Origin of the sequence: Arthrobacter rhombi (genome assembly GCF_900163545.1) — a bacterium.
GTDB classification, from domain to species: domain Bacteria; phylum Actinomycetota; class Actinomycetes; order Actinomycetales; family Micrococcaceae; genus Arthrobacter_H; species Arthrobacter_H rhombi_A.
Genome location: NZ_FUHW01000038.1, coordinates 14,252 through 37,397 on the forward strand (window position 1 = coordinate 14,252; position 23,146 = coordinate 37,397).

At 64.5% G+C, this 23,146-nt stretch carries 20 protein-coding genes, 1 pseudogene and 1 riboswitch; of the genes and pseudogenes, 13 read left to right on the forward strand and 8 right to left on the reverse strand.

All coding sequences use genetic code 11. From position 1 onward, the window contains the following. The first annotated feature begins 154 nt into the window (after positions 1-154). Entirely contained in the window at positions 155-1,165 is a 1,011-nt protein-coding gene (locus tag FM101_RS10535; RefSeq protein WP_086999994.1) for a bile acid:sodium symporter family protein, read from the forward strand. A gap of 86 nt (positions 1,166-1,251) precedes the next feature. On the opposite strand, the gene FM101_RS10540 is transcribed toward FM101_RS10535, so the two are convergent. From FM101_RS10540 to purU, 8 genes and pseudogenes are all read right to left on the reverse strand, one after another. Next, the gene (locus FM101_RS10540) at positions 1,252-2,352 is read right to left on the reverse strand and encodes a sugar-binding protein (protein WP_086999412.1); all 1,101 of its coding nucleotides are present in this window, start codon (positions 2,350-2,352) and stop codon (positions 1,252-1,254) included. A 44-nt stretch (positions 2,353-2,396) separates the two neighbouring features. After that, complete coding sequence (gene mmsB / locus FM101_RS10545) at positions 2,397-3,665, reverse strand: multiple monosaccharide ABC transporter permease (RefSeq protein ID WP_086999414.1); 1,269 nt, start codon at positions 3,663-3,665, stop codon at positions 2,397-2,399. A gap of 53 nt (positions 3,666-3,718) precedes the next feature. Beyond that, positions 3,719-5,278 carry a multiple monosaccharide ABC transporter ATP-binding protein gene (gene mmsA / locus FM101_RS10550; protein ID WP_086999416.1) on the reverse strand — a complete coding sequence of 520 codons (1,560 nt, stop codon included), beginning with the start codon at positions 5,276-5,278 and terminating at the stop codon, positions 3,719-3,721. Positions 5,279-5,360: 82 nt separating this feature from the next. After that, positions 5,361-6,542 (reverse strand): annotated as a pseudogene (locus FM101_RS10555) (ROK family transcriptional regulator); the annotation flags it as partial. A 112-nt stretch (positions 6,543-6,654) separates the two neighbouring features. Next, positions 6,655-8,145, reverse strand: coding sequence for a glutamate--cysteine ligase (locus FM101_RS10560; protein WP_342744383.1), 1,491 nt, complete (start codon positions 8,143-8,145; stop codon positions 6,655-6,657). A 54-nt stretch (positions 8,146-8,199) separates the two neighbouring features. Then, on the reverse strand, positions 8,200-9,273 hold the full coding sequence (locus tag FM101_RS10565; RefSeq protein ID WP_086999418.1) for a Gfo/Idh/MocA family protein: 1,074 nt from the start codon (positions 9,271-9,273) through the stop codon (positions 8,200-8,202). Between the two features lie 54 nt (positions 9,274-9,327). Then, positions 9,328-9,849 (reverse strand): gamma carbonic anhydrase family protein, encoded by a 522-nt coding sequence (locus FM101_RS10570; protein WP_086999420.1) that lies wholly within the window; start codon positions 9,847-9,849, stop codon positions 9,328-9,330. Positions 9,850-9,883: 34 nt separating this feature from the next. Then, positions 9,884-10,732 carry a formyltetrahydrofolate deformylase gene (gene purU / locus FM101_RS10575; protein WP_086999422.1) on the reverse strand — a complete coding sequence of 283 codons (849 nt, stop codon included), beginning with the start codon at positions 10,730-10,732 and terminating at the stop codon, positions 9,884-9,886. A 91-nt stretch (positions 10,733-10,823) separates the two neighbouring features. On the opposite strand from purU, the gene FM101_RS10580 reads away from it, so the two are divergent. From FM101_RS10580 to FM101_RS10635, 12 genes are all read left to right on the forward strand, one after another. After that, on the forward strand, positions 10,824-12,707 hold the full coding sequence (locus tag FM101_RS10580; RefSeq protein ID WP_086999424.1) for a heavy metal translocating P-type ATPase: 1,884 nt from the start codon (positions 10,824-10,826) through the stop codon (positions 12,705-12,707). Between the two features lie 3 nt (positions 12,708-12,710). Beyond that, a riboswitch (ZMP/ZTP riboswitch) is annotated at positions 12,711-12,797 on the forward strand. A gap of 68 nt (positions 12,798-12,865) precedes the next feature. After that, a complete protein-coding gene (glyA, locus tag FM101_RS10585; protein ID WP_086999998.1) occupies positions 12,866-14,155 on the forward strand; it encodes a serine hydroxymethyltransferase in 1,290 nt (429 codons plus the stop codon). Between the two features lie 2 nt (positions 14,156-14,157). Next, a complete protein-coding gene (locus FM101_RS10590; RefSeq protein WP_086999999.1) occupies positions 14,158-15,042 on the forward strand; it encodes a bifunctional methylenetetrahydrofolate dehydrogenase/methenyltetrahydrofolate cyclohydrolase in 885 nt (294 codons plus the stop codon). 187 nt (positions 15,043-15,229) lie between these two features. Beyond that, positions 15,230-16,177 carry a hypothetical protein gene (locus tag FM101_RS10595; RefSeq protein WP_086999425.1) on the forward strand — a complete coding sequence of 316 codons (948 nt, stop codon included), beginning with the start codon at positions 15,230-15,232 and terminating at the stop codon, positions 16,175-16,177. A gap of 197 nt (positions 16,178-16,374) precedes the next feature. Further along, positions 16,375-17,490: a fatty acid desaturase family protein gene (locus FM101_RS10600; RefSeq protein WP_086999427.1), complete on the forward strand. Its 1,116-nt coding sequence runs from the start codon at positions 16,375-16,377 to the stop codon at positions 17,488-17,490. A 59-nt stretch (positions 17,491-17,549) separates the two neighbouring features. Further along, positions 17,550-18,491, forward strand: coding sequence for an ABC transporter ATP-binding protein (locus tag FM101_RS10605; RefSeq protein WP_086999429.1), 942 nt, complete (start codon positions 17,550-17,552; stop codon positions 18,489-18,491). Then, positions 18,484-19,368, forward strand: a complete 885-nt coding sequence (locus FM101_RS10610) for an ABC transporter permease (RefSeq protein WP_428844157.1) — start codon at positions 18,484-18,486, stop codon at positions 19,366-19,368. Before FM101_RS10605 ends, FM101_RS10610 begins: the two co-directional genes overlap by 8 nt. Before the next feature lies 1 nt (position 19,369). Beyond that, positions 19,370-20,200, forward strand: a complete 831-nt coding sequence (locus FM101_RS10615) for an ABC transporter permease (protein ID WP_086999431.1) — start codon at positions 19,370-19,372, stop codon at positions 20,198-20,200. Between the two features lie 60 nt (positions 20,201-20,260). Further along, on the forward strand, positions 20,261-20,620 hold the full coding sequence (locus FM101_RS10620) for a VOC family protein (RefSeq protein WP_086999433.1): 360 nt from the start codon (positions 20,261-20,263) through the stop codon (positions 20,618-20,620). Further along, a complete protein-coding gene (locus FM101_RS10625) occupies positions 20,617-21,681 on the forward strand; it encodes an NAD-dependent epimerase/dehydratase family protein (protein ID WP_143269272.1) in 1,065 nt (354 codons plus the stop codon). The genes FM101_RS10620 and FM101_RS10625 overlap by 4 nt, the downstream gene beginning before the upstream one ends. An 80-nt stretch (positions 21,682-21,761) precedes the next feature. Then, complete coding sequence (locus FM101_RS10630) at positions 21,762-22,283, forward strand: hypothetical protein (RefSeq protein WP_086999435.1); 522 nt, start codon at positions 21,762-21,764, stop codon at positions 22,281-22,283. A 24-nt stretch (positions 22,284-22,307) separates the two neighbouring features. Next, positions 22,308-23,144, forward strand: coding sequence for an exodeoxyribonuclease III (locus tag FM101_RS10635; RefSeq protein ID WP_428844158.1), 837 nt, complete (start codon positions 22,308-22,310; stop codon positions 23,142-23,144). Positions 23,145-23,146: the final 2 nt, after the last annotated feature.

Here is a 23,146-nt window from a genome sequence, read left to right on the forward strand (position 1 = left end):
CCGGTGATGGCGGGAGCGCGGCGGACCACGCTGATGCGCGGGATGCCCCACCAGCCTAAAGCAGGGGAGCCCTGCCCTGCGGTGGCGTGGGACACACTGGCCACCCCAAGTCATAATTATCGGGCTCGGGAGGAGGTTTGGAACGATGGTTTCCATGTCAAGCACACCTGAAGGACCCCACGGGCCGCATGCACGGTCAACGACGACGATCGAGCCTGCGGGGACGGCGAACCCCGCCGAAGAACGCAGTGCCCGGATCGCGGTCACCCTGTTCCCCCTGTTGATTCTCGCGGGTGGGGCGGTGGCCCTGTTCTTCCCGGCCCCCTTCACCGGGCTGGCTCCGCTGATCAACCCGGGGCTGATGCTCATCATGTTCGGAATGGGCCTGACCCTGACCCTGCCCGACTTCTCCCTGGTGGTGCGCCAACCGTTGCCGGTGCTGTTGGGGGTGATCGCCCAATACGTGATCATGCCGCTACTCGGGCTGGGGGTCGCCACGCTGCTGGGGCTGCCGCCGGCGCTCGCGGCGGGGGTCATCCTGGTGGGTTGCGCCCCGGGAGGGACCTCGTCGAACGTGGTCACCTATCTCGCCAAGGGCGATGTTGCCCTATCGGTGACGATGACCAGCGTGTCGACGCTGATCGCCCCGATCTTCACCCCGCTGCTGACCCTCTGGCTGGCCGGACAGTACCTTCCCGTCGCCGCCGGGTCGATGGCCGTCTCGATCGTGCAGATCGTTTTGATCCCGGTGGTGCTGGGCCTGATCGTGCGCACCTTCGCCCCGCGGTGGGTGGCCGCCATCCTGCCGGCACTGCCCTGGGTCTCGGTCTTGGCGATCACCTTTGTGGTCATCGCCGTCGTCGCCGGTAGCGCGGAGGCCATCTTCAGCGCCGGGCTGCTCATCCTGGCGGCTGTCATCCTGCACAACGGGCTGGGCTACCTGGTCGGCTACGGCGCCGCACGGCTCTTCGGGTTGCCGATCCCTTCCCGCCGAACCATGGCCATCGAGGTGGGGATGCAGAACTCGGGGCTGGCCGCCGGCCTGGCCAAGACCTATTTCGCGCCCGAAGCAGCCCTGCCCGGCGCCGTGTTCTCCGTCTGGCATAACGTCTCGGGAGCGATCTTGGCGGCGATCTGGCGGCGCAGCAGCTCCCGTTCGCACTAGAGATCGCCCCAGCACCCCTTCAACAGGGGAAGGGAGGACGACGACGGGTGCCGTCGTCGTCCTCCCTGTGTTTCAGCGGGGGTCCGCTACTTCGTGAGCGGGCCCAGCACCGGATCGTTCACGTAGGCTTCCTTGACGTTCTTCTGGGTGACGATCTGCGGCTTGAGCAGGTACGCCGGGACGACCTTGGTCCCGTTGTCGTAGGAGTCGGGGTCGTTGACCTCGACCTCCTTGCCCTGCTGCAGGTCCTGGACCATGGTGACCGAATGCTCCACCAGGGCACGGGTGTCCTTGTTGATGGTGGAGTACTGCACGCCCTTCATGATGGACTTCACCGATTCGACCTCGGAGTCCTGCCCGGTCACCACGGGAACGTCCTTGCCGGCCGCCTTGACCGAGGTCAGGGCGGCGCGGGCCAGGGTGTCATTGGGGGAGAGGACCCCGTCGAGGGTCTTGGAGCCGGTGTAGGTGCCGGTGAGCAGGGTGTCCATGCGCTTCTGTGCGTTTTCCGCTTTCCAGCCCTGGGTCACTGCCTGCTCGAACTTCTGCTGCCCCGAGGCCACGGTGACCGTCTTGTCCTTGATGGCCGGCTTCAGCACGTCCATGGCACCGTCGAAGAAGACCTGGGCGTTGGCATCGTCGGGGGAGCCGGCGAGCAGCTCGATGTTGTAGGGGGCCTTGCCCTTCTTCTCCTTCAACCCGTCCAACAGGGCCTGGCCCTGCAGCTGGCCGACCTTGAAGTTGTCGTAGGCGACGTAGTAGTCGACGTCCTGGGTGTTCAGCAGCAACCGGTCGTAGGCGATGATGGTGGCCCCGGCTTCCTTGGCGGCCTTGAGCTGGTTGCCCAGCTGGGCTCCGTCGATGGCACCGACGATGATGACCTTCGCGCCCTTGGAGATCATGGCGTTGATCTGGTTCTGCTGTTCGGCGACGCCGCTGTTGGCGAACTGTACGTCGGGCTTGAAGCCCTTGTCCTTGAGGTCCTTATTGAACAGGTTCTCGGCCAGGACCCAGTTCTCACTGGTCTTCTGCGGCAGGGCGACACCGATGGTGGCTCCCTCGTCGAAGCCGGAGGCGGATTCCCCGGCGGCGTCGGCCCCGGCATCCTGCCGGCCGCAACCGGTCAATGCCAGCGCGGCGATCGCCGTCACCGCGGCGAACTTGGTTGCTTTGCCCATGATCTTCATTGGTTTCTCTTTCTGATGGTGCGGGTGGAGCCGGATGGAAGGTGTCAGGCAGAGGTCGAGACCTTCTCCGGAGTGGAGGGGAGCTCATCGTCCGCGGGACGGTTGCGGGAGGACAGCCCCCGGGTCAGCAGACCCGTGATGGAGGGCTTGCCCTGGGATTTGTTGTAGACATCGAAGGCGACGGCCGCCAGCAGCACCAGACCCTTGATGATCTGGGTGGCATCGGCGCCGACACCGAGCAGCTGCAGGCCGTTGTTCAGCACGGCCATGACCAGGCCGCCGATGATCGAACCGACCACGGTCCCGACACCGCCGGTCACTGCCGCACCGCCGATGAAGACCGCGGCGATCGCGTCCAGCTCCCACATGTTGCCATCCGAGGGACCCGAAGCGGTGGAGCGGGCGACGAAGATCATGCCGGCCAGACCGGCGAGGACCGCCATGTTCATCATGACCAGGAAGTTGACCTTCTTGGAGCGGACGCCGGAGAGCTCGGCTGCATGGCGGTTGCCGCCGACGGCGTAGATATGGCGGCCGAAGACCGTGCGTGAGGAGATGAAGCCGTAGATGATCACCAGGCCGATCAGGATGATGCCCGGAATCGGCAACGAGGTCCCCGGCCTGCCGGTGGCAAAGAGATACGTGGCGTAGAGGATGGCGGCGCTGATCAGGGTCAGCTTGGTGACCTGCACCCACAAGGGCGGCACCAGGGCGCCGAGTCGGAGGGCCTTGGCACGACCACGTAGCGACATGATGACGACCAGGGCGACGGTGGACAGGCCGAGGAGGAGGGTGAGGTTGTTATAGCCGGTGTTGGGCCCGATCTCCTTGAGGTAGCCGGCACCGATGTACTGGAAGTCTTCGGGGACAGGGATCGTGTTGGATTTGCCCACGAACTGGTTCAGCCCGCGGAAGAGCATCATGCCCGCCAGGGTCACGATGAAAGCGGGGATCCCGACATAGGCGACCCAGAAGCCCTGCCACGCCCCGATCACCACGCCCAGGGCCAGGCCCAACAGGATCCCTGCCCAGGCGGGAAGCCCCCAGTCGCGGATCGCTATGGCGACGGTGACGCCCACGAAGGCGGCGATCGAACCCACCGAGAGGTCGATGTGCCCGGCGATGATGACCAGCACCATGCCAATGGCCAGGATGAGGATATAGGCGTTGCCGTTGAGTAGGTTCATCAGGTTGCCGGAGGTCAGGGTCACGCCTTCGGTCATGATCTGGAAGAAGACCACCAGGGCCACCAGGGCAAAGATCATGCCGAATTGGCGGGTGTTTCCGCCAAAGAGCTGCTTGATCGCGTTCATGTTGTGTTCCTTGGTTCGCGGGTGCGGGTAAGTGAGGAGAAGGGGCGGAGGGATCAGGCCGGTTGACGGGCCGAGGTCATCAGGCGCATCAGGTTCTCGGGGGTGGCTTCCTCGCGGTCCACCACCCCGGTGATGGCTCCTTCGAAGATCGTGTAGATCCTGTCGGAGAGACCGAGTAGTTCGGGCAGTTCGGAGGAGATCACGATGACTCCCTTGCCGGCCTTCGCCAGTTGTTGGATGATCCCGTAGATCTCGAATTTGGCTCCCACATCGATGCCACGGGTGGGTTCGTCGAGGATGAGCAGGTCGGGCTCGGTGAACATCCATTTGGCCAGGACGACCTTTTGTTGGTTGCCGCCGGAGAGCTTGCTGACGCCTTCCTGCACCGAGGGGGTCTTGATGCGCAGGGCCTTGCGGTAGTACTCGGCGACCTCGAATTCCCGGTCCCGGTCCACCACCTGGTGCTTGCTGATCTTGGCCAGGTTCGCCGAGACGGTGGTTTCCTGGATGTCGTCCAGCAGGTTCAACCCGAGGCTCTTGCGGTCCTCGGTCACATAGCCGAGGCCCGCACGGATGGCCTGGGCGACAGTGCGCAATTCAAGGTGTTGGCCGTTCATCGTCAGGGTCCCGGATTGGTAGCGTCCGTAGGAACGACCGAAGATCGAGCGGGCCAGTTCGGTGCGCCCGGCACCCATGAGCCCGGCGAAACCGACGATCTCACCCCGCTTGACGAAGAAGCTGGAGTCCTTGCAGACCATCCGGTCCTGGATCTGGGGGTGGCCGACGTTCCAGTGGGAGACCTCAAAGAAGGTCTCCCCGACTTCTGCACTGTGCTCGGGGAACCGTGATTCCAGGGTCCGACCGACCATCCCCTTGATGATGCGGTCCTCGTTGACCCCGTCGGCCTGGACGTCCAGGGTTTCGATGGTGCGTCCATCACGAATGATCGTGATGGAATCAGCCACCTGTTCGATCTCGTTGAGCTTATGCGAAATGATGATCGAGGTGATGCCCCTGCCCTTGAGCCCGCGGATCAGATCCAGCAGGTGCTGGGAGTCGGATTCGTTCAACGCGGCCGTCGGCTCATCAAGGATGAGCAGTTTCACCGATTTATTCAGTGCCTTCGCGATCTCCACCAGTTGTTGTTTGCCGACGCCGATCTCCTTGATGGGGGTGTCGGGATCATCGCTCAATCCCACCCTGGCCAGCAGATCCATCGACCGCAGACGCGCCGCGGACCAGTCGATCATCCCGAAACGGGTGGGCTCGTTACCCAGGAAAATGTTCTCCATGATGCTCAGCTCGGGGATCAGGGCGAGTTCCTGGTGGATGATCACGATGCCGGCCTCTTCGCTGGCATTGATGGTGCGGAAGGCCTGGACTTTTCCCTGATAGTGGATGTCCCCGGTGTAGGTTCCGTGTGGGTAGACCCCGGAGAGGACCTTCATCAGCGTCGATTTCCCGGCGCCGTTCTCCCCACAGACCGCGTGGATCTCTCCGACGCGCACGTTCAGACTGACGGCGTCCAGGGCCTTGACGCCCGGGAACTCCTTGGTGATCGAACGCATTTCCAGCAGATTCGGGGCGTGCTGCCCGGCAGGTGGTGTGTGCATGGTGCCCAGGGGCCTTCCAGTGGATAGTCGAGAGGATTCTTTGAGGCTCGCCGGTCGCTGACCGCCGAGGAGTCCAGGGGGCGCGGATCCCCACATGCTGGAAGGCCAATGCCGCGGCTCCCAGGGATTCTGCCCGTTCACTCAGTGATGACATGACGACGGTGGTGCTGTCTCCGACGATCGGGACGGCGTGGCGGTGCAGACCGCGTCTGATCGGTTCCAGCAAGAGATCGCCCAGACCGGTCAAGGGGCCGCCCACGACGATGACTTCGGGGTTGAGCAGGTTGGCGATATTGGCCAGTTCCTGCCCGACCGCCATGCCGGCGTCGTCCAGGACGCGGAGAACCGCCGAACCGCCGCCGCGTCCCTGCGCGACGATGTCTTCGGCCGTCTGGGGGGGATGTTCGGCCCCGGCCAGCAGGGTCGACATGATGGTGGTGGAGGCGACGGTTTCCAAGCAGCCGCGGTTACCGCAACGGCAGATCGAGCCGTGTTGCTGCACGGTCGCATGGCCGATTTCCCCGGTGATGCCGATATTTCCGTAGTAGGGGGAGCCGTTGATGATCAAACCGGCGCCGATGCCTGAACCGATTTTGATGAAGACGAGGTTATCCACCCCGTTATGCGGACCCCAGGTCACTTCGGCCAAGGCCCCGAGGTTGGCGTCGTTATCGACGATGACGGGGACGTCGAGGACTTCTTCGATACGTTCCTGCAGGTTCAGTCCCACCCATTCGGGCAGGATGGCTCCCTGGGCGACCGTTCCGCTGCGGCGGTCGATGGGGCCGGGGATGCCCACGCCGGCACCGATCAGGGTGCTGCGGTGGAGGTTGTTCTCGGCCAGCAGTTCGGTGACGAGCCGAGCTGCTGCGGCGATGCCTTCTTCGCCCTGGTGCCCGAGGGGGAGAATGATCGTTCTCTCGGCGATGATGTGGTAATTCAGCGAGGCGAAGACCACGCGCAGGTGGCGACGGCCGAAGTCGATGCCGACCCCGATGGCCCCGTCGTTGAGGAGTCGCACGTTCAGGGCTCGGCGTCCCGAACTGGTGGTGGGCTCGGTGTCGACGAGGCCGGAGGCCTGCATGAACTTCACGATATTGGAGACGGTGGCCGTGGACAGCCCGGTCTGCCGGGAGAGTTCGGCCTGGGTGGCGGGGCCGGCGAGCAGGCAATCGATCAGACGTTGCTGGTTCAGATGGCGCAGCGCGGACTGCGACCCGGGACTCCTTCGACCCGCTTGTGATCCAGCTCTCGTTTCTTGCATGGAGAAAAGTCTGCAATACGGAATCGTTGCCGTCAAGAAGTAAACGCAAAAAATGGAAAACAGATCATCTGTGTACGGAGGGTTACGTCAAGAAGGGTGGGGCTACCCTTCCTTAAGGCAACGGCCATTCATGGACCGGACCCGAATGATGCATATGGTCCCAATACAGGCGGGTCATCTCCACCAGGGCATGGCGACGATCCAGTCCGCGCTCTTCGAGTCGTTCGAGGCTCTGTATCTGCCACAGTGCGCCGTTCTGCTCGGTACGGGCGCGTTCACGCAGCACGTCGAGATAGCGGGCCGCCACGGCATCCTCGACACCCAGATCTGCCAAGCCCTCGGCGGCCAGCGGGATGAGGTGGCGCACGATGAGTTCGGATACCGGGATCTCCCCGACCCCGGGCCAGTAGACGGTGGCATGGAGCCCATCGCGGGCGCAGGCCAGGAAGTTTTCCGTTGCCGTGCCAAAGGCCATCCGGGACCATAACGGGCGTTGGGAGGTGCGCAGTCGGCGCACCAACCCGAAGAAGAACGCGGCATTGGCCACCGTGTCCAGGACGGAAGGGCCTGCCGGGAGCAACCGATTTTCCAACCTGAGGTTAGGGATCTCGACACCCGGGTCGTAGATGGGGCGGTTCCAGCGGTAAACGGTCCCATTATGCAGTCTGAGCTCGTGCAGATAGGGGGCCCCGGCCTTCGTCTTTTGGGGACGGCGTCCAGCAAGTTCGGGCAGCAGCGCCGGAAAATAGCGCACATTTTCCTCGAAGAGGTCGAAGATCGAGGTGATCCACCGATCGCCGAACCAGACGCGGGGCCGGACGCCCTGGGCCCGCATTTCCGGGGCCCGGGTGTCGATCGACTGCTTGAATAATTCGATACGGGTCTCATGCCACAACACCCGTTCCAGGAACACCGGGGAGTTGGCGGCCAGGGCGATCTGCGGTCCGGCAATAATCTGGGCGGCATTCCACGCCGGAGCGAATTCGGCTGGGCTCAATTGGACATGCAATTGGACCGAGGTGCAGGCGGCCTCCGGGGCGATCGTGGGGGCATAGAACCTGAGGCGTTCTTGGCCGGAGATGTCAATCAGGACATCCTCACCACGGGCCTGCAGCACCGAGGTGTTCAGGGCGGCGTACCGTTTGCCGGTACTCATCCAGTCGGGGTCCTGCAACTGCTCCGGACGCAGGGTGGGCAGGATGCCGGTCATCAACAAATCTGCCCCGACCTCGTCGGCCCTCGCGTCGGCATGGTTGAGCTGGGCTCGGAGGCCTTCCTCCAGTTCGCGGAGTCCACGTCCGGACACATCCAAGGCCGGATGGTTCAGTTCGATGTTGAAGGCACCGATCTCGGTTTGGAAGGCCTCGTCGGCAATCGATTCCAACACCTGCGTGTTGCGCATGGCCGGGGTGAAATCCTCGTTGGCGAGGTTCAGTTCCAGTTCGACGCCGATGGTCCCCGAGGCGGCAAAATGCCCGTTCGAGAGGAAGTCCTCGAAGGTCTCGAGGTTTTCGTTCAGGCGTTCACGGTACCGGGTTCGTTGCGCCCGGGTGAAGGTCTTCTTCCTGACTTCTGCTCCCATGGCCTGAGCGTACTGGGGCATTGGTCATCTGTATACGGATGCATGCCTGCCCGCACGGACCCACTGCTGGTTGGCCTAGCGTCCACGGTCGTTGAGGTAGCTGACCCCCAGCTGGTTGCGCACCCCGTCGAAGAGGCGCAGGGTGTCCACCGAATCCGCCCAGCACATCGTCGGGCTCTCGGTCAGCCCCTGCTGGATGCAACGCGTGGCCTCACGGAGTTCATAGACGTAGTTGCCGCCCACCGTTTCGAAAGTCTCGGTCCGTGGCTCCGCGTCGAGGGGGTGGACCTCGAAAGAGGCTGGGTTGTTCAGCGGGCCGGCAATGCGCAGGAAACCCGTGCTGCCCGAGATGACCGCCTCGCGGGGACCGGCGCCGTTCAACGAACAGAGCAGTTGGGCCTGGGCGCCCGAACCATAGGTGAGGGTCAGCGACTCCTGGGTGTCCACCCCGTCGTCGTTCAGCGTCCCCACCGCCTGGACCGACTGGGGGAAGCCCAGGGCTCCGAGCGCCCAGGTCAGCGGATAGACCGCCAGATCCAGCAGCGCACCGCCACCTGCTTCCGGGTCGAACAGGCGCCATGTCTTGTCGTAGTTCGCCGGGAAGCCGAGGTCGGCGCGGATCCAGGCGATGTCTCCGATTTCGCCGGCGTCGATGAGGTCCAGGGCCCGGTGGACGGACGGCAGGAAGCGGGTCCACACAGCTTCCATCAGGAACAGGCCGCGGGTCCTGGCCAACGCCACCAACTCGGCGGCCTCCGAGGCGTTGATGGTCAGCGCCTTCTCGCACAGCACATGCTTGCCGGCCCGCAAGGCGTCCCGGGCGATGGCGAAGTGCTGGGCATGCGGGGTGGCGATATAGACGGCCTCAACGGCAGGGTCGGCGAACAGTCGTTCGTGGCCCGAGAGCCCGTCGTGGGGCCCATAGCCGTCCACGAAACCGTGCCGGGTGGCGAAAGCGGCAGCCTGGTCGCCATCACGGGAACTGACCGCCTGCAAGGTCGCGTCCTCCAGCAGGGCCAAATCGGCGACCACCGTCTCGGCGATCCGCCCCGTCGAGACCACCCCCCAGGAAATGGGGCGGCCCGTTGCCAGCAGCGGTGATCCGGCGTCGGGCTCTGCGCAGGGAGGGGTGGGGAAACGGTGGCTCATGCCACCAGCTTGGCATGATGCTCATGGCCCGGCAATCGGCTCATGCCACCAGCATCAGCCGGCGTTGGCAATACGGTGCTTCTCGGCCAGCACCAGGTAGTGCTCGGCGTTGGTGCGCAGCGAGTCGACCTCTTCGTCACTGAGTTCGCGGCGGACCTTGGCCGGAACTCCGGCCACCAAAGAACGCGGCGGAACGACGGTGCCCTCGAGCACCAGGGCGCCGGCAGCCACGAGGGACTGTTCACCGATGTGGGCGCCGTTCATGACGGTGGCACTCATGCCGACCAGACATCCGTTGTCGATCGTGCAGCCGTGGATGACGGCGGAGTGGCCGACGGAGACCCCGGTGCCCACCGTGGTGGGGAAACCCGTGTCGGCATGGACGACGACGTTGTCCTGCAGATTGGTGTCGTCTCCGATACGGATCGGCGCTGAATCCCCGCGCACCGAAACGCCGTAGAAGGCACTGGCGCGCTCGCCGAGGACCACGTCCCCGCTCAGTGTGGCCGTGGGGGCGGTGAAGGCCGTCGCGGAGACCTGGGGGGTGTTGGAATCAATCGTGATGATGTGTGTCATGGCCCGAGTCTACAAAGCCCGGGGCCGGCGCGCGCTAGTTGAAGACCACGGTTCGGCGCCCGTCGAGCAGGATCCGCCGTTGGGCGGCCCACTGCACGGCCTGCGTCAGCGTGCTTCCCTCGACGTTGCGTCCCATGGCAACGAATTGGCCGGGGGTCTGGGAATGGTTGACCCGGATGACCTGCTGTTCGATGATCGGCCCCTCGTCGAGGTCGGCGGTAACGAAGTGCGCCGTGGCCCCGATCATCTTCACGCCCCGGGCATGGGCCTGATGGTAGGGCCTGGCCCCCTTGAAGGAGGGCAGGAACGAATGGTGGATGTTGATCGCCCGTCCGGCCAACCCGCGGCACAGGTCATCGGAGAGGATCTGCATGTAACGGGCCAAAACCACCAATTCGATGTCGTGTTCGGCCACCAGCTCCAGCAACCGGGCTTCGGCCTCGGCCTTGGTGCCGGGGGTGACCGGCAGGTGGAGGAACCCCACCCCGTAGAACTCCGCCATCGGGGCCAGTTCCCGGTGGTTGGAGACGATGAGGGGGACCTCGATGGGCAGGGAGCCGGCGCGCTGCTGATACAGCAAGTCGTTCAAGGCGTGGCCCGCTGTAGAACACATGATCAGGGTGCGCAGCGGCTGGGCTTCGGGGTGGACGGAGAGTTCCATGGCGAAACGAGAGGCCACGGCGGCCAGGGGCGCCTTGACCTCGTCCAGCCCGGCACCGGTGGACACGGCAACGCGCATGAAGAAGGACCCCGATTCGGGGCTTTCGAATTGCTGGGATTCGGTGATGTTGCAGCCGGCCTCCAAGAGGGCGCCGGAAACGGCATGCACGATGCCCGGCTGGTCGGCGCAGGAGAGAGTCACGATGTATTGCTGGCTGGTCATCACCGAAGTTTATCGGTGCCCGATGACGCCAAGAAAACGTTGTCCCATCGACGTCATGGAACTCCCGAGGACAACAGGCTATGACTAGGGCATGGTGATTCTTCGTTTGTTGAGGCGGTACCCGCTAGCTGGGGCCACCATCGGGTTCGGATTGCTGACCGTCGGGCTGAACATCACAGGCCTCGATGGGCCGGCGCGCCTCGTCGCGTCCGTGTTCGCCCTGGTCGTGGCCGCAACGGTTTTCGTGGACATGGTCAAGGACCTGATGCGTGGACACTGGGGGATCGATGTGCTCGCCCTGACGGCGATCGTGGCCACCGTGAGCGTCGGTGAATACCACGCAGCACTGGTGATCTGCCTGATGTTGACCGGGGGAGAGGGGCTGGAGGACGCCGCCCAGCACCGCTCGCAACGCGAACTGACCGGTCTGCTGGACCGGGTACCGCGCACCGCCCAGCTACTGTCCCCCGACGGGACCGTCTCCGCTGTCCCCCTCGAGGACATCGCCGCCGGAGACGTGGTGCTGCTGCGCCCGTCCACCGTCGTTCCGGTGGACGGGACCCTGGTGGAGGGGGCCGCCGATTTCGACGAATCCGCGGTGACCGGCGAATCCCTGCCGGTGACCCGGGCAGCGGGTGAACCGGTGCCCTCGGGTGCCGTCAATGGCACGGTGGCGGTTGCACTGCGGGCCACCGCCACCGCCGCGGACTCGCAATACGCCCGGATCGTTGCCCTCGTCCAGGGGGCTGCGGAATCCCGGGCGCCCCTGGTACGTCTGGCCGACAGGTATGCGGTCCCCTTCACACTCTTTGCCTACCTGGTGGGCGGGCTGGCCTGGTGGCTTTCCGGAGATCCGGTGCGCTTCGCCGAGGTCCTGGTCGTGGCCACCCCCTGTCCGCTGTTGATCGCCGCCCCGGTGGCCCTGATGGGCGGGATGAGCCAGGCGGCGCGCCAGGGGGCGATCGTGAAGGACGGCGGCACCCTGGAACGCCTCGCCCGGGTGAAGACCGCTGCATTCGACAAGACCGGGACCCTGACCACCGGCACTCCGCGCCTGGTGCGCGTCGCCGTCGTACCGGATCTCGCATCGGGGCTCGACGCCGACCGGTTGCTGGAACTGGCGGCCTCGCTGGAGGCCTATTCCACCCACGCCTTCGCCCCGGCCATCACGCAGGCCGCCCGCCACCGGGGGATGGCCCTGCACCCGGTGCAGGACGCCACCGAAATGGCGACCGAAGGCATCAGCGGCACCGTCGCCGGACACCGGGTGCTGGTGGGAAAACCGCGGTGGATCGCCGAAAAGAGCACCGGATTCGCCCCCGGGGCCATCCACGCGGGAGAAGCTGGTGTCTATCTGGCCGTCGACGGCGTCCACGCCGGGATGCTCGTGATGAGCGACCCGTTGCGCCAGGAGGCAGCGCAGATGATGGTGCGGCTGGAACGGGCAGGAGTCACGGAGCGGGTCATGCTCACCGGCGACGTTGCCGCGACAGCGCAGGACGTGGCACGACGCGTGGGATTGACCGACGTTTGGGCCGAACTGCACCCGGGACAGAAAGTCGACCTTGTCGGGCAGCTACCGCACCGACCGGTGATGATGGTCGGCGACGGAATCAACGACGCCCCCGTCCTGGCTGCCGCCGACGTCGGGATCGCGATGGGTGTGAACGGGGCCACCGCTGCCTCCGAAAGCGCCGACGTCGTCATCATGATTGATGACGTCTCGGTCGCCGCCACGGCGGTGGAGATCGGCCAGCGCACCGTGAAGGTGGCACTGCAATCCATTTGGATCGGGATCCTGCTCTCCGTGGGACTGATGCTTTATGCCGCCACCGGTGCCCTTCCTGCCTTATTCGGGGCCCTGGCGCAGGAGGTCGTGGACGTGTTGGCCATCGCCAACGCCCTGCGGACACTGGGTGGTCCGGCCACGTCACGGCGGGACCGGAAAACTGCGGAGGCAGACTCCATCCAGTAGCATGAAAGACGTCGTGACTGGCGCTGGTGGATGACCACAAGGGAGCGGCAACAGCAGGAACCAAACGGATCGCGCGCCTGGGCCCGGGGGTCTCCGCAGTGGCGTCTGTCGCCGGGGTGGCCCTTTCGCAGACCATTCCCGCAGCAGGAGAAGATTTCGTGAGCACACCACATCCCGTCACCAACCAACCGCTGTCCGAAGTGGACCCGGAGATCGCCGCGGTGCTGACCGCCGAGCTCGGCCGTCAACGCAACACCCTGGAAATGATCGCCTCGGAGAACTTCGCGCCCCGCGCGGTCCTTCAGGCGCAGGGCTCGGTGCTGACCAATAAATACGCAGAAGGCTACCCGGGCCGCCGCTACTACGGAGGCTGCGAACACGTCGACGTGGCCGAGAACCTGGCGCGGGACCGCGTCAAGACGCTGTTCGGCGCGAAATACGCCAATGTCCAGCCGCATTCGGGGGCGACGGCCAACGCCGCGGCACTGGCGGCCATGATCAACCCAGGGGACAAGATCCTGGGGCTCTCGCTGGCCCACGGAGGACACCTGACCCATGGGATGAAGCTGAATTTCTCCGGCAAGCTATACGCGGTCGCCGCCTATGAGGTCGAGCCCGAGACCTTCACCATCGATATGGACAAGCTGCGTGCTCAAGCCATTGCCGAGAAGCCCCAGGTGATCATCGCCGGCTGGTCCGCCTACCCGCGCCAGCTGGACTTCGCAGCCTTCCGCTCGATCGCCGATGAGGTCGGCGCGCTCCTGTGGGTCGATATGGCCCACTTCGCTGGACTCGTCGCCGCCGGCCTGCACCCGAACCCCGTGGAATACGCAGACGTCGTGACCTCCACGGTGCATAAGACCCTGGCCGGGCCGCGCTCGGGATTGATCCTGACCAACGATCTGGAACTGTATAAGAAGATCAACTCCAACGTCTTCCCCGGCCAACAGGGTGGACCCCTGATGCATGCCATCGCCGGCAAGGCAGTGGCCTTCAAGATCGCTGCGGGGGAGGAATTCCGCGAACGTCAGGAGCGCACCCTCGAAGGGGCCCGCCTGCTCGCCGAACGGCTCACGGCAGAGGACGTCACATCCGCAGGAATCTCGGTGCTGACCGGGGGAACCGACGTCCACCTGGTCCTCGTGGATCTGCGGGACTCCGCCTTGGACGGCCAACAGGCAGAGGACCTGCTGCACTCCATCGGGATCACCGTGAACCGCAACGCGGTTCCCTTCGACCCCCGGCCACCCATGACCACCTCGGGGCTGCGCATCGGTACCCCCGCGTTGGCCACCCGCGGCTTCGGGAAAGCCGAATTCACCGAGGTCGCAGACATTATTGCCACCGCACTCCGCGAGGGGGAAGCGGCCGAGACCGCCAGCCTGATCGCCCGGGTGGAAAAACTGGCAGCCGACTTCCCCCTCTACGCCGAACTGGAGCAGTGGTGACCATGACACAGCGTGCACAAATCCTGGATGGCAAAGCCACAGCAAAAACGATCAAGGCAGAACTCACCGAACGGGTTGCTGCCCTGAAGGAGCGGGGCATCACCCCGGGACTCGGAACCATTCTGGTGGGGGATGACCCGGGATCGACGTGGTATGTCGGCGGCAAGCATAAGGACTGTGCCGAGGTGGGGATTACTTCGATCCGCGTCGACCTTCCCGCAGACACGAGCCAGGAGGACCTGCTGGCCGCCGTCCACGACCTGAACGACAACCCCGAATGCACCGGATACATCGTCCAGCTCCCCCTTCCTGACCATATTGATCAGGATGTCGTTCTGGAAGCCATGGATCCGGCCAAGGACGCCGATGGCCTGCACCCGATGAACTTGGGACGGCTCGTGGCCAACGTGAACCGACCGATGATTTCGCCGTTGCCCTGCACTCCCAAGGGCTGCGTCGAGCTGCTGGCCCGGCACGGTATTGATCTGAACGGCAAAAATGTCCTCGTCGTGGGCCGTGGTGTGACCATCGGGCGACCGATTGGCCTCCTGCTGACCCGGCGCCAGGTCAACGCCACGGTCACCCTGGCCCACACGGGCACCACCGATCTTGCCGCGCACCTCTCCCGCGCCGACGTCGTCATCGCCGCAGCCGGGAAGGCACATATGATCAAGGCCGCCGATCTCAAACCCGGGGCCATCGTTCTTGATGTCGGTGTCAGCCGGGTCGATGACGGTCACGGCAAGGCAGTCGTCACCGGAGACGTGGAACCGGCAGCCTACGAGGTCGCTTCCTGGATCTCTCCGAATCCCGGGGGAGTGGGGCCGATGACCCGCGCCATGCTCCTCGATAATGTCGTGGATAGCGCCGAACGCCAGACCGACTGATTCCGAAACGAACGGGTACCCGGGAACCTGAGGGGGCCCGGGTACCTGTGCGTGGCTCAACGGGGCGCGTCCTGATAGTTCCGGCGCTGAAATTTCGGGGCAAACATGCTTTGATCACGCGGAGTGGGATGGTAGACATGCGGTGTAAGGTCCCGAAGTTTTCCACCCAGCCAAGGGGTTTGATCGTATGGATACCTCACAGATCGTTTGGATTGTTGTCGCCGTTGTCGTGGTGCTGATCATCATCGGCGTCATCGCTCGTGTGGCCGGCCGGAAGAAGGCCGAGCGTAACCGGGAAGAAGCCGGTCGGATTCGTGCCGAAGAGCAGGAAAGCCAACTGCAGGCACGTGAACGGGCGAACGCCGCACAGCGGACGAAGGCCGACGCGGATGCCGCAGAACTGAAGTCGAAGGAACGGGAAATCGAAGCCCAGCGGCTGCAGGCCGAGGCCAAGGACGCCGAGATTGCCGCCGAACGCAAGCGCATGGATGCCGATCAGCAGGCCGCAGCGGCGAACGAGCAGCAGCAGGCCTCCGAAGCGCGGTTGCGCCATGCCGACCGGCTGGATCCGGACGCCGGCAAGGACGTCCCACGGGATGCCGGCAATGGTGGCACGGGGCGCCGTGCCGATGCTGCCGTAGCCGGAGGACCGGCGGAGACCGGGCATCGTCGGCATCCTGTGGACCCGGTGGACTCCGAGCGTCGTGAAGATGCTGCTCCGGTGGCGGGTGCAGCGCGTGCCGAGGATGGAGGCGACGCCCATCACGGCCGGAACCGCCAGGAGCGTGTCGGGGATCCGGCCGACGATCGCGGCCAGGATCACCGTCGTCAGCGTGCGGGAGCAGCCGGTGAGTCGGTTGCCGGAGACCAGAGTGATGTGCAGGGTGAGCGGAGTCGCGGGGAGCGTGTCGGGGATCCGGCGGAATCCGAGCGTCGGCAGGATGGGACTCCGGTGGTCGGCGACCCGCTGGCCACGGACCGTCCCGATGCCTATGGTGACGCCGCCGCGCAGCGAAAAGACCGCGGCGCAGGAGAGGACGACGATTTCCTGGACGATGTCGACGCTGCTGACCTCGACGCGAAGGACCGTGATCAGACGGGGCGTCACGGGGACGTCCCCAAGCATCGCGACTAGGGCTGAATAGCTCGGCCCTCCTCGCCCACCGCCCCGCCCCGCCGTTCAGGCGCGGCGGGGCGGCGTCGTTTGAGCCTGTTTCGTTGCGCCCGCTCAGCCGTTACACAGCCCACATGGGTATAGTGATGATTCAGGGATCATGAGGTTTTCAGTTCCTGCGGCCGAGAGGCCAGGAACTACACTCCGAAGGAGTGACCATGAGCGCTCAGACGCCCTCCATCCTGACCAAAGATTCGCCGGCGGTTGCCCCGAAACGGCGCAACGCCGGGGCCCGGAACTTCAGCCTGCTCAAGAATCGGGTTCTTGACGCGGGGCTGATGCGCCGGCGTCGAGGTTATTATCTCGGCGTCGTGATGCTGCTGTCGCTCCTGCTTGCCGCCGCAGTCACCGGGTTCACGTTGCTGGGGGACAGCTGGTTCCAGCTCTTCGTCGCCGCTGCCTTGGGAATCATCCTCACGCAGTTCGCTTTTCTGGCTCATGAGGCCTCCCACGGGCAGGTCCTGAAATCAGGTCCGGCCAATGACCGGGCCGGTCGGATCCTGGCCAATGCCGTCGTGGGCATGAGCTACGGCTGGTGGATGAATAAGCACACCCGTCACCACGCCAAGCCGAACACCATTGGCAAGGATCCTGACATCGAGCAGGACACCGTCTCGTTCCTTCCCGAGGACGCCGCGGCCCGCACCGGCTTCTTGGCCTGGCTGACCCGGCGGCAGGGATACCTGTTCTTCCCGCTTCTGACGATGGAGGGGTTCAACCTGCACTTCCACTCGTTCAGGTACCTCTTCTCGCGGCGGCCCGTGAAACAGCGCACCCGGGAGATTTCCATGGTCGCCCTGCGCCTGTCGATCTACCTGGCGGTCCTGTACATTTTCCTGCCCTGGGGAATTGCCAGCGCTTTCCTGGGCGTCCAGATGGCCGTCTTCGGCGTCTACATGGGTGCCTCATTCGCCCCGAACCACAAGGGCATGCCGCTCATCCCCAAGACCTCCACCATTGACTTCTTCAGCCGCCAGGTCCTGACCTCGCGCAATATCGTGGGACGGACGTCCTTCGGGACCCGCGTTCTCACCGCTGTTTACGGTGGCCTGAATTACCAGGTTGAACACCACCTGTTCCCCAGCATGCCGCGCCCGCACCTGCGCCAGGTCAGCGTCATGGTCCGCGAATACTGCCAGGAACTGAAGGTGCCCTACACGGTCGCTTCGGTCGGTGAATCCTACGGCCAGGTCGTGAAGTACCTGAACACGGTGGGGCTCAACGCCCGCGACCCGTTCGACTGCCCGATGGTGCAGGAATACCGCCCACACTAAGTAAAGATCATCTCGATGATTGGCTGGTGCCAATCACTCGTTCACAGTAGAGTGCGGTTGTGCCCCAGAACTCATCACGCCCTCCGGTGATCGTCGCCGACCAGCTGACCAAACGCTACGGTGACTTCACCGCTGTCGACGCGATTTCCTTCGAGGTCCCTGCCGGGGAGTCCTTCGGATTGCTGGGGCCCAATGGTGCCGGGAAATCCACCACCATGCGCATGATCGGCGGGGTGTCCCAGCGCAGCGGGGGGACCCTGAGCATCATGGGACTGGACCCGGAGCAGCAGGGGCCCGAGGTCAGGGCCCATTTGGGAGTCGTCCCGCAGGAGGACAACCTCGACCAGGAACTGAAGGTCAGAGACAACCTGATCATCTATGGGCGCTACTTCGGTCTGCCGCTGAGCTACCTGCGCCCCAAGGCCGACGAACTCCTGGACTTCGCCCAACTCACCGAGAAGGCCTCGGCCCGCGTCGATGACCTCTCAGGAGGCATGAAACGCCGGCTGACCATCGCCCGATCGCTCATCAACGATCCTCGCGTCCTGCTGTTGGACGAGCCAACGACCGGGCTGGACCCGCAGGCCCGCCATATCCTCTGGGACCGGCTGTTCCGGCTCAAGGAGCGTGGCGTCACGCTCATCCTCACCACCCACTACATGGACGAAGCCGAACAGCTCTGCGACCGGCTGATCGTGGTGGACCAGGGCCGGATCATGGCCGAGGGCTCCCCGTCGGCGCTCATCCGCGAATATTCCACCCGTGAAGTTCTAGAACTGCGTTTCGGCGCCGAGCGCAATGCCGGGGCAGCCGATGCCGTCGCGGGGATCGGGGAGCGGATCGAGGTCCTGCCCGATCGGTTGCTGATTTATGCCCACGACGGCGAAGCAGCGCTCGACGCCGTGTCAGCCCGGGGCCTGACCCCGCTGACCTCGCTGGTGCGCCGTTCATCATTGGAGGACGTGTTCCTCCGGCTGACCGGTCGGAGCCTCATTGAATAACCACGAAACGCCACCTGCGACCCGCGTCGGCCGCCGGGCGGTGTCGTTGTCGCCGCTGGTTCCGCATCCGCCGGCCACCAGCGCCCGCAAGGCGCGCAGCTTCGGCACCTGGTATGTCGCTGAGCAGTATCTGCGGGCGATGAAGGGCTACCTCGATATCGTCATCGCCTACTCCGTGGGCAACCCGCTGGTTTATCTGTTCGCCATGGGGGTCGGATTGGCCTCACTGGTTGATGCGAACTCCGGGGGAGCGGCCTTCGATGGTGCCAGCTACCTGCAGTTCATCGCCCCGGCACTGCTGGCTTCCGCGGCGATGATGACCGCATCGGGGGAGTTCACCTATGGGGTGATGTCCGGGTTCAAATGGTGGAAGACCTATTACGGGCCACTGGCGACCCCACTCACCCCGCAACAGATCTGCCAGGGGCATGCGTTGGCCGTGGCCATCCGCATTCTGGGCCAAAGCATCGTTTATCTGGTGATCGTGCTCTTCTTTGGTGCTGCCACCAGCGGATGGGCAGTCCTGTCGATCCTCACGGCCTCGCTGGCCGGTTTGGCCTTCGGGCTGCCGCTGATGGCGTATTCGGCCTCGGTCAAAGACGATAAGGGCCAATTCGCGCTCGTCGAGCGATTTATCGTCATGCCGCTCTTTTTGTTCTCCGGCACCTTGTTCCCGCTATCGACGCTGCCCTGGTTCCTGCAGTGGATCGGGTGGATCTCCCCGGTCTGGCATGCCACCGAAATCGGAAGGGTCCTCTCCTACGGGTATAGCGAACCACTTTGGCTCTCCATCGTGCACGTGCTTTACCTGCTGGCTCTGGTCTGCGGGGGACTGCTGCTCGCCCGTCGCGTCTACGCCCGACGATTGGACGGCTGATATGAGCCTGATCCGTGATGCCGACCTTGTCTTGATGCCCGACCGTCGCCCGTTCGCCGCACTCTATTCGCGCAATATCCGTGCCGTGATCGAACGCGGTCTCATGGCCACCAGGACCTCCAACGCAGCAATCATGATTTCCGGATTCGTTGAACCCGTGCTGTACCTGCTCTCGATGGGGATCGGACTCGGCGCCCTCATTGGTACCGTTCAGGGTCCCGCAGGCACCCCGATTAGTTACGCCGCCTACATTGCTCCGGCCCTGCTGACGGTGTCGGCGATGAACGGGGCGCTTTACGACTCAACCATCAATGTGTTCTTCAAGATGAACTACGGCAAGCTCTACCAGAACATGCTCTACACTTCGCTCGGGCCGCTGGACGTTGCCCTGGGTGAAATCTTCCTGGCCCTGCTCCGTGGATTCCTCTATGCCACCGGCTTCACGATCGTCATGGCTGCCATGGGCCTGATCACCACGTGGTGGGCCCTGCTGATGGTTCCGGCTTCGGTGCTGATCGCCTTCGGCTTCGCCTCGATCGGCATGGGGATCACCTCCTACATCCGCACGTTCCAACAGTTGGACTGGGTCACGTTCATCATGTTGCCGATGTTCTTGTTCTCGGCAACGTTCTACCCCTTGGACGTCTACCCGCAAGCCATTCAGTGGATGATTCAAATCTTGCCGCTCTGGCACGGCGTGGAGCTGCTGCGCCAGCTCTCGGTGGGAGCCTTCGGGATCATGACCGTGGTCCATGTCCTTTACTATGTCCTCATGATTGCCGGCGGAATGGCACTGACCACCAACCGCCTGAAGGCCTTGTTCCTGAAGTGAGATGGGTTTCAGGGGCGTCGTGCAGGTAGTCTAGTGCGGACCAGAACCCAAGGAGGCGCCGTGATCGGCAGTTGGCATGCGGTCGTCATCGACTGCGAAGACACGGAAATCATGGCAGATTTCTACGAGAAAGCTCTCGGCATGGTGCGAGTGCAGCACGACGACGACGGATGGATCACCATCGGGGATGCCCCCGACCGGCCCGCTATCGCCTTTCAGCGGGTGGAAAACTACCAGCCCCCCGAATGGCCGGGCCAGACCCACCCGCAGCAAGCCCACCTCGATATCCGCGTCGACGATTTGGACGTGGCCGAGGAGGCCGTGCTCAAACTCGGTGCCACGTCGATGAACACCGGCGGGCAGAACTACCGCGTCTACCTGGACCCCCAGCGCCACCCCTTCTGCCTCGTGTCCTGGTGACCCCGGCACCACAACAGGGCCAACGACGCCGTGCTGTCGTCCTCGGAGGTACCGGCCTGCTGGGACGGGCCACGGCCGCCCGCCTGGCTGCCGGCGGATGGCAGGTGGACGTCACCGGACGCAACCGGCACCACCTGCCGGCCGAACTCACCGACCTGGGAGTGCGGTTCCTCGCCGCTGATCGCTACGATGCGTCGGCCCTGGCAGCGGTCATCGGCCAGGGCGCCGACCTGATCGTGGACACGCTCAGCTACACCGCCGACCACGCGCGCAGCTTGCTCGCGCTGCGGCAGGACGTCGGACGCATGGTGATGCTCTCCAGCAAGGCCGTCTATGTCGACGCTGAGGGTCGCCATATGAATTCCGTCGAGCCACCGCACTTCGCCGGCCCGATCACCGAGCACCAGCCGACCTTGGCCCCCGGGAACATGCCGTTCGCCTCCGCCGAGGGGTACGGCCCCAATAAGGTGGCCGCCGAGCAGACCCTGCTGGACTCCGGTGCCGACGCCACGGTCATCCGTGCCTCAAAAGTCCACGGTGTCGGTGCCGCACCGCCCCGTGAATGGGCGTTCGTTCGCCGGATCCTTGACCACCGCCGAGTGCTGCTCCTGGCCGGACGGGGGGCCGGGGGTGACCATACGACGGCCGCAGCAAACACGGCTGCCCTGATCGAATGTGTCGCCGATACCCCCGCGGGCGCCCGGGTGCTCAACAGTGCCGACCCCGACGCGCCGAACGGCTTGGAGATCGCCCGTACCGTCGCCGCGCACTTCGGTCATGACTGGCAAGAGATCCTGCTGGACGAGGACGCCCCGCCGGGCCTGGGTGCCCACCCATGGGACGGCCGGCCCGCCATCATGCTGGACACCACCGCGTCCCGGGACCTGGGCTACACCCCGGTGGGAACCTATGCACAAACCGTCGCCGCCGAACTGGACTGGCTGGCAGGACTGCCGCGGGAGAGTTTCGATGACAACCCTCACTTCGGCAACTTTGCGCAGGACTACGCCGCCGAAGACCTGTATCTGGACCGGTTCCCCGGGCTCCTGAGACGCAGCTGAACCGTCGTCGGCGCCTTCGGTGCTGTTCGCCCACGGGAAACCTGTCCCGGACAGTGCCCCCGGTTTGGGATACTGGGGGTATGGAACCCATCGGCACGGACCGCCCCCGCTCGGAAAAGAAGATCACCCTTAAGGCCAGCACCCTGTCGCTGGCCGTCATGGTCACCGTCTTTTTAGTGGCGGTCGTCTTCGCCGCCAACCAAAACGATGTGATCGGTTGGATCGTCGCGGTGATCTCGCTGGGCTGGTTGCTCTTGGCAGCCTTCCTCGTTTTCGGCCTGCGCCGTGGCGCCCGCAAGGTCAGCAGCCAGTTGCAAAACGCCTCCGCCTCCATGGCAGCCCGCGCCCGCCAGCCGGAGGCCTCCGAAACCGTCGTGGTGGATGAGGGGTCGCGAACCCGTGACCTGAAACTGGAGCACTCGTTCAAAATCGTCCAGGTCCAAGCGGGAGTCATCAAGGAGCACCTGGATGCCAGCGGTGCCGAAGCCCGCGGCATGGTGGACCGGGCCGTGGAAACCATCGAAATCACCGCGCATAATGCACGCGAGATGATGAAGCCCGCAGGCGGAAGCGATCCACTCTCCGGAGAGGTCATCGACTAGGAATTCTTCGGTAAGCTGGATCAGGTGAGTACAGCAGAGGAACAAAACCAGGCCAAGAACCCGGGCGCCGTTCGCGTCGCCTCCGTCAATCTCAACGGCATCCGCGCCTCATACCGGCGCGGGATGGCTGATTGGCTGAAGGACCGGGACATCGACATCCTGACCATGCAGGAAGTGCGTGCACCGGACGAGATCGTGCGCGAACTGCTGGGGGATGACTGGCATATCCTGCACGCCGAGGCAGAAGCCAAGGGCCGCGCCGGGGTGGCCATCGCCTCACGGCAGGCCCCCCAGGCCACCCGCGAGCATATCGGCGAAGACTACTTCAAGACCTCCGGCCGCTGGGTCGAAGCCGACTTCGACATCAACGGGGAGCAAGTCACCGTCGTGAGCGCTTACGTTCACTCCGGGGAGGTCAACAGCCCCAAACAGGACGATAAATACCGTTTCCTTGAGGTGATGACCACCAAGCTGCCGGAACTGAAAGCGACGTCGAAGCATGTGCTGGTGACCGGCGACCTGAACGTCGGACACACCGAACGAGATATCAAGAACTGGAAGGGCAACGTCAAGAACTCTGGTTTCCTGCCGGAGGAGCGCGCCTACTTCGACCGCTTCTTCGGTGAAGAAATCGGGTTTAAGGATGTGGCCCGTGAACTGGCAGGCGACGTTGACGGCCCGTACACCTGGTGGTCCTACCGCGGGAAGGCCTTCGACAACGACACCGGTTGGCGTATCGACTACCAGATGGCGACCCCGGACCTTGCCGCACTGGCATCCAACGCCGTCGTCGACCGCGCGCCAACCTACGACACGCGCTTCTCCGACCATGCACCACTGGTCATCGACTACCAGTTCTAGGA

What these genes read in the sequence shown, in the direction of transcription:
- FM101_RS10535 (WP_086999994.1), top strand. Translation starts at nt 155, where the DNA reads ATGTCAAGCACACCTGAAGGACCCCACGGGCCGCATGCACGGTCAACG.
- FM101_RS10540 (WP_086999412.1), bottom strand. Translation starts at nt 2,352, where the DNA reads ATGAAGATCATGGGCAAAGCAACCAAGTTCGCCGCGGTGACGGCGATC.
- mmsB (WP_086999414.1), bottom strand. Translation starts at nt 3,665, where the DNA reads ATGAACGCGATCAAGCAGCTCTTTGGCGGAAACACCCGCCAATTCGGC.
- mmsA (WP_086999416.1), bottom strand. Translation starts at nt 5,278, where the DNA reads ATGCACACACCACCTGCCGGGCAGCACGCCCCGAATCTGCTGGAAATG.
- FM101_RS10560 (WP_342744383.1), bottom strand. Translation starts at nt 8,145, where the DNA reads ATGCCCCAGTACGCTCAGGCCATGGGAGCAGAAGTCAGGAAGAAGACC.
- FM101_RS10565 (WP_086999418.1), bottom strand. Translation starts at nt 9,273, where the DNA reads ATGAGCCACCGTTTCCCCACCCCTCCCTGCGCAGAGCCCGACGCCGGA.
- FM101_RS10570 (WP_086999420.1), bottom strand. Translation starts at nt 9,849, where the DNA reads ATGACACACATCATCACGATTGATTCCAACACCCCCCAGGTCTCCGCG.
- purU (WP_086999422.1), bottom strand. Translation starts at nt 10,732, where the DNA reads ATGACCAGCCAGCAATACATCGTGACTCTCTCCTGCGCCGACCAGCCG.
- FM101_RS10580 (WP_086999424.1), top strand. Translation starts at nt 10,824, where the DNA reads ATGGTGATTCTTCGTTTGTTGAGGCGGTACCCGCTAGCTGGGGCCACC.
- FM101_RS10590 (WP_086999999.1), top strand. Translation starts at nt 14,158, where the DNA reads ATGACACAGCGTGCACAAATCCTGGATGGCAAAGCCACAGCAAAAACG.
- FM101_RS10595 (WP_086999425.1), top strand. Translation starts at nt 15,230, where the DNA reads ATGGATACCTCACAGATCGTTTGGATTGTTGTCGCCGTTGTCGTGGTG.
- FM101_RS10600 (WP_086999427.1), top strand. Translation starts at nt 16,375, where the DNA reads ATGAGCGCTCAGACGCCCTCCATCCTGACCAAAGATTCGCCGGCGGTT.
- FM101_RS10615 (WP_086999431.1), top strand. Translation starts at nt 19,370, where the DNA reads ATGAGCCTGATCCGTGATGCCGACCTTGTCTTGATGCCCGACCGTCGC.
- FM101_RS10630 (WP_086999435.1), top strand. Translation starts at nt 21,762, where the DNA reads ATGGAACCCATCGGCACGGACCGCCCCCGCTCGGAAAAGAAGATCACC.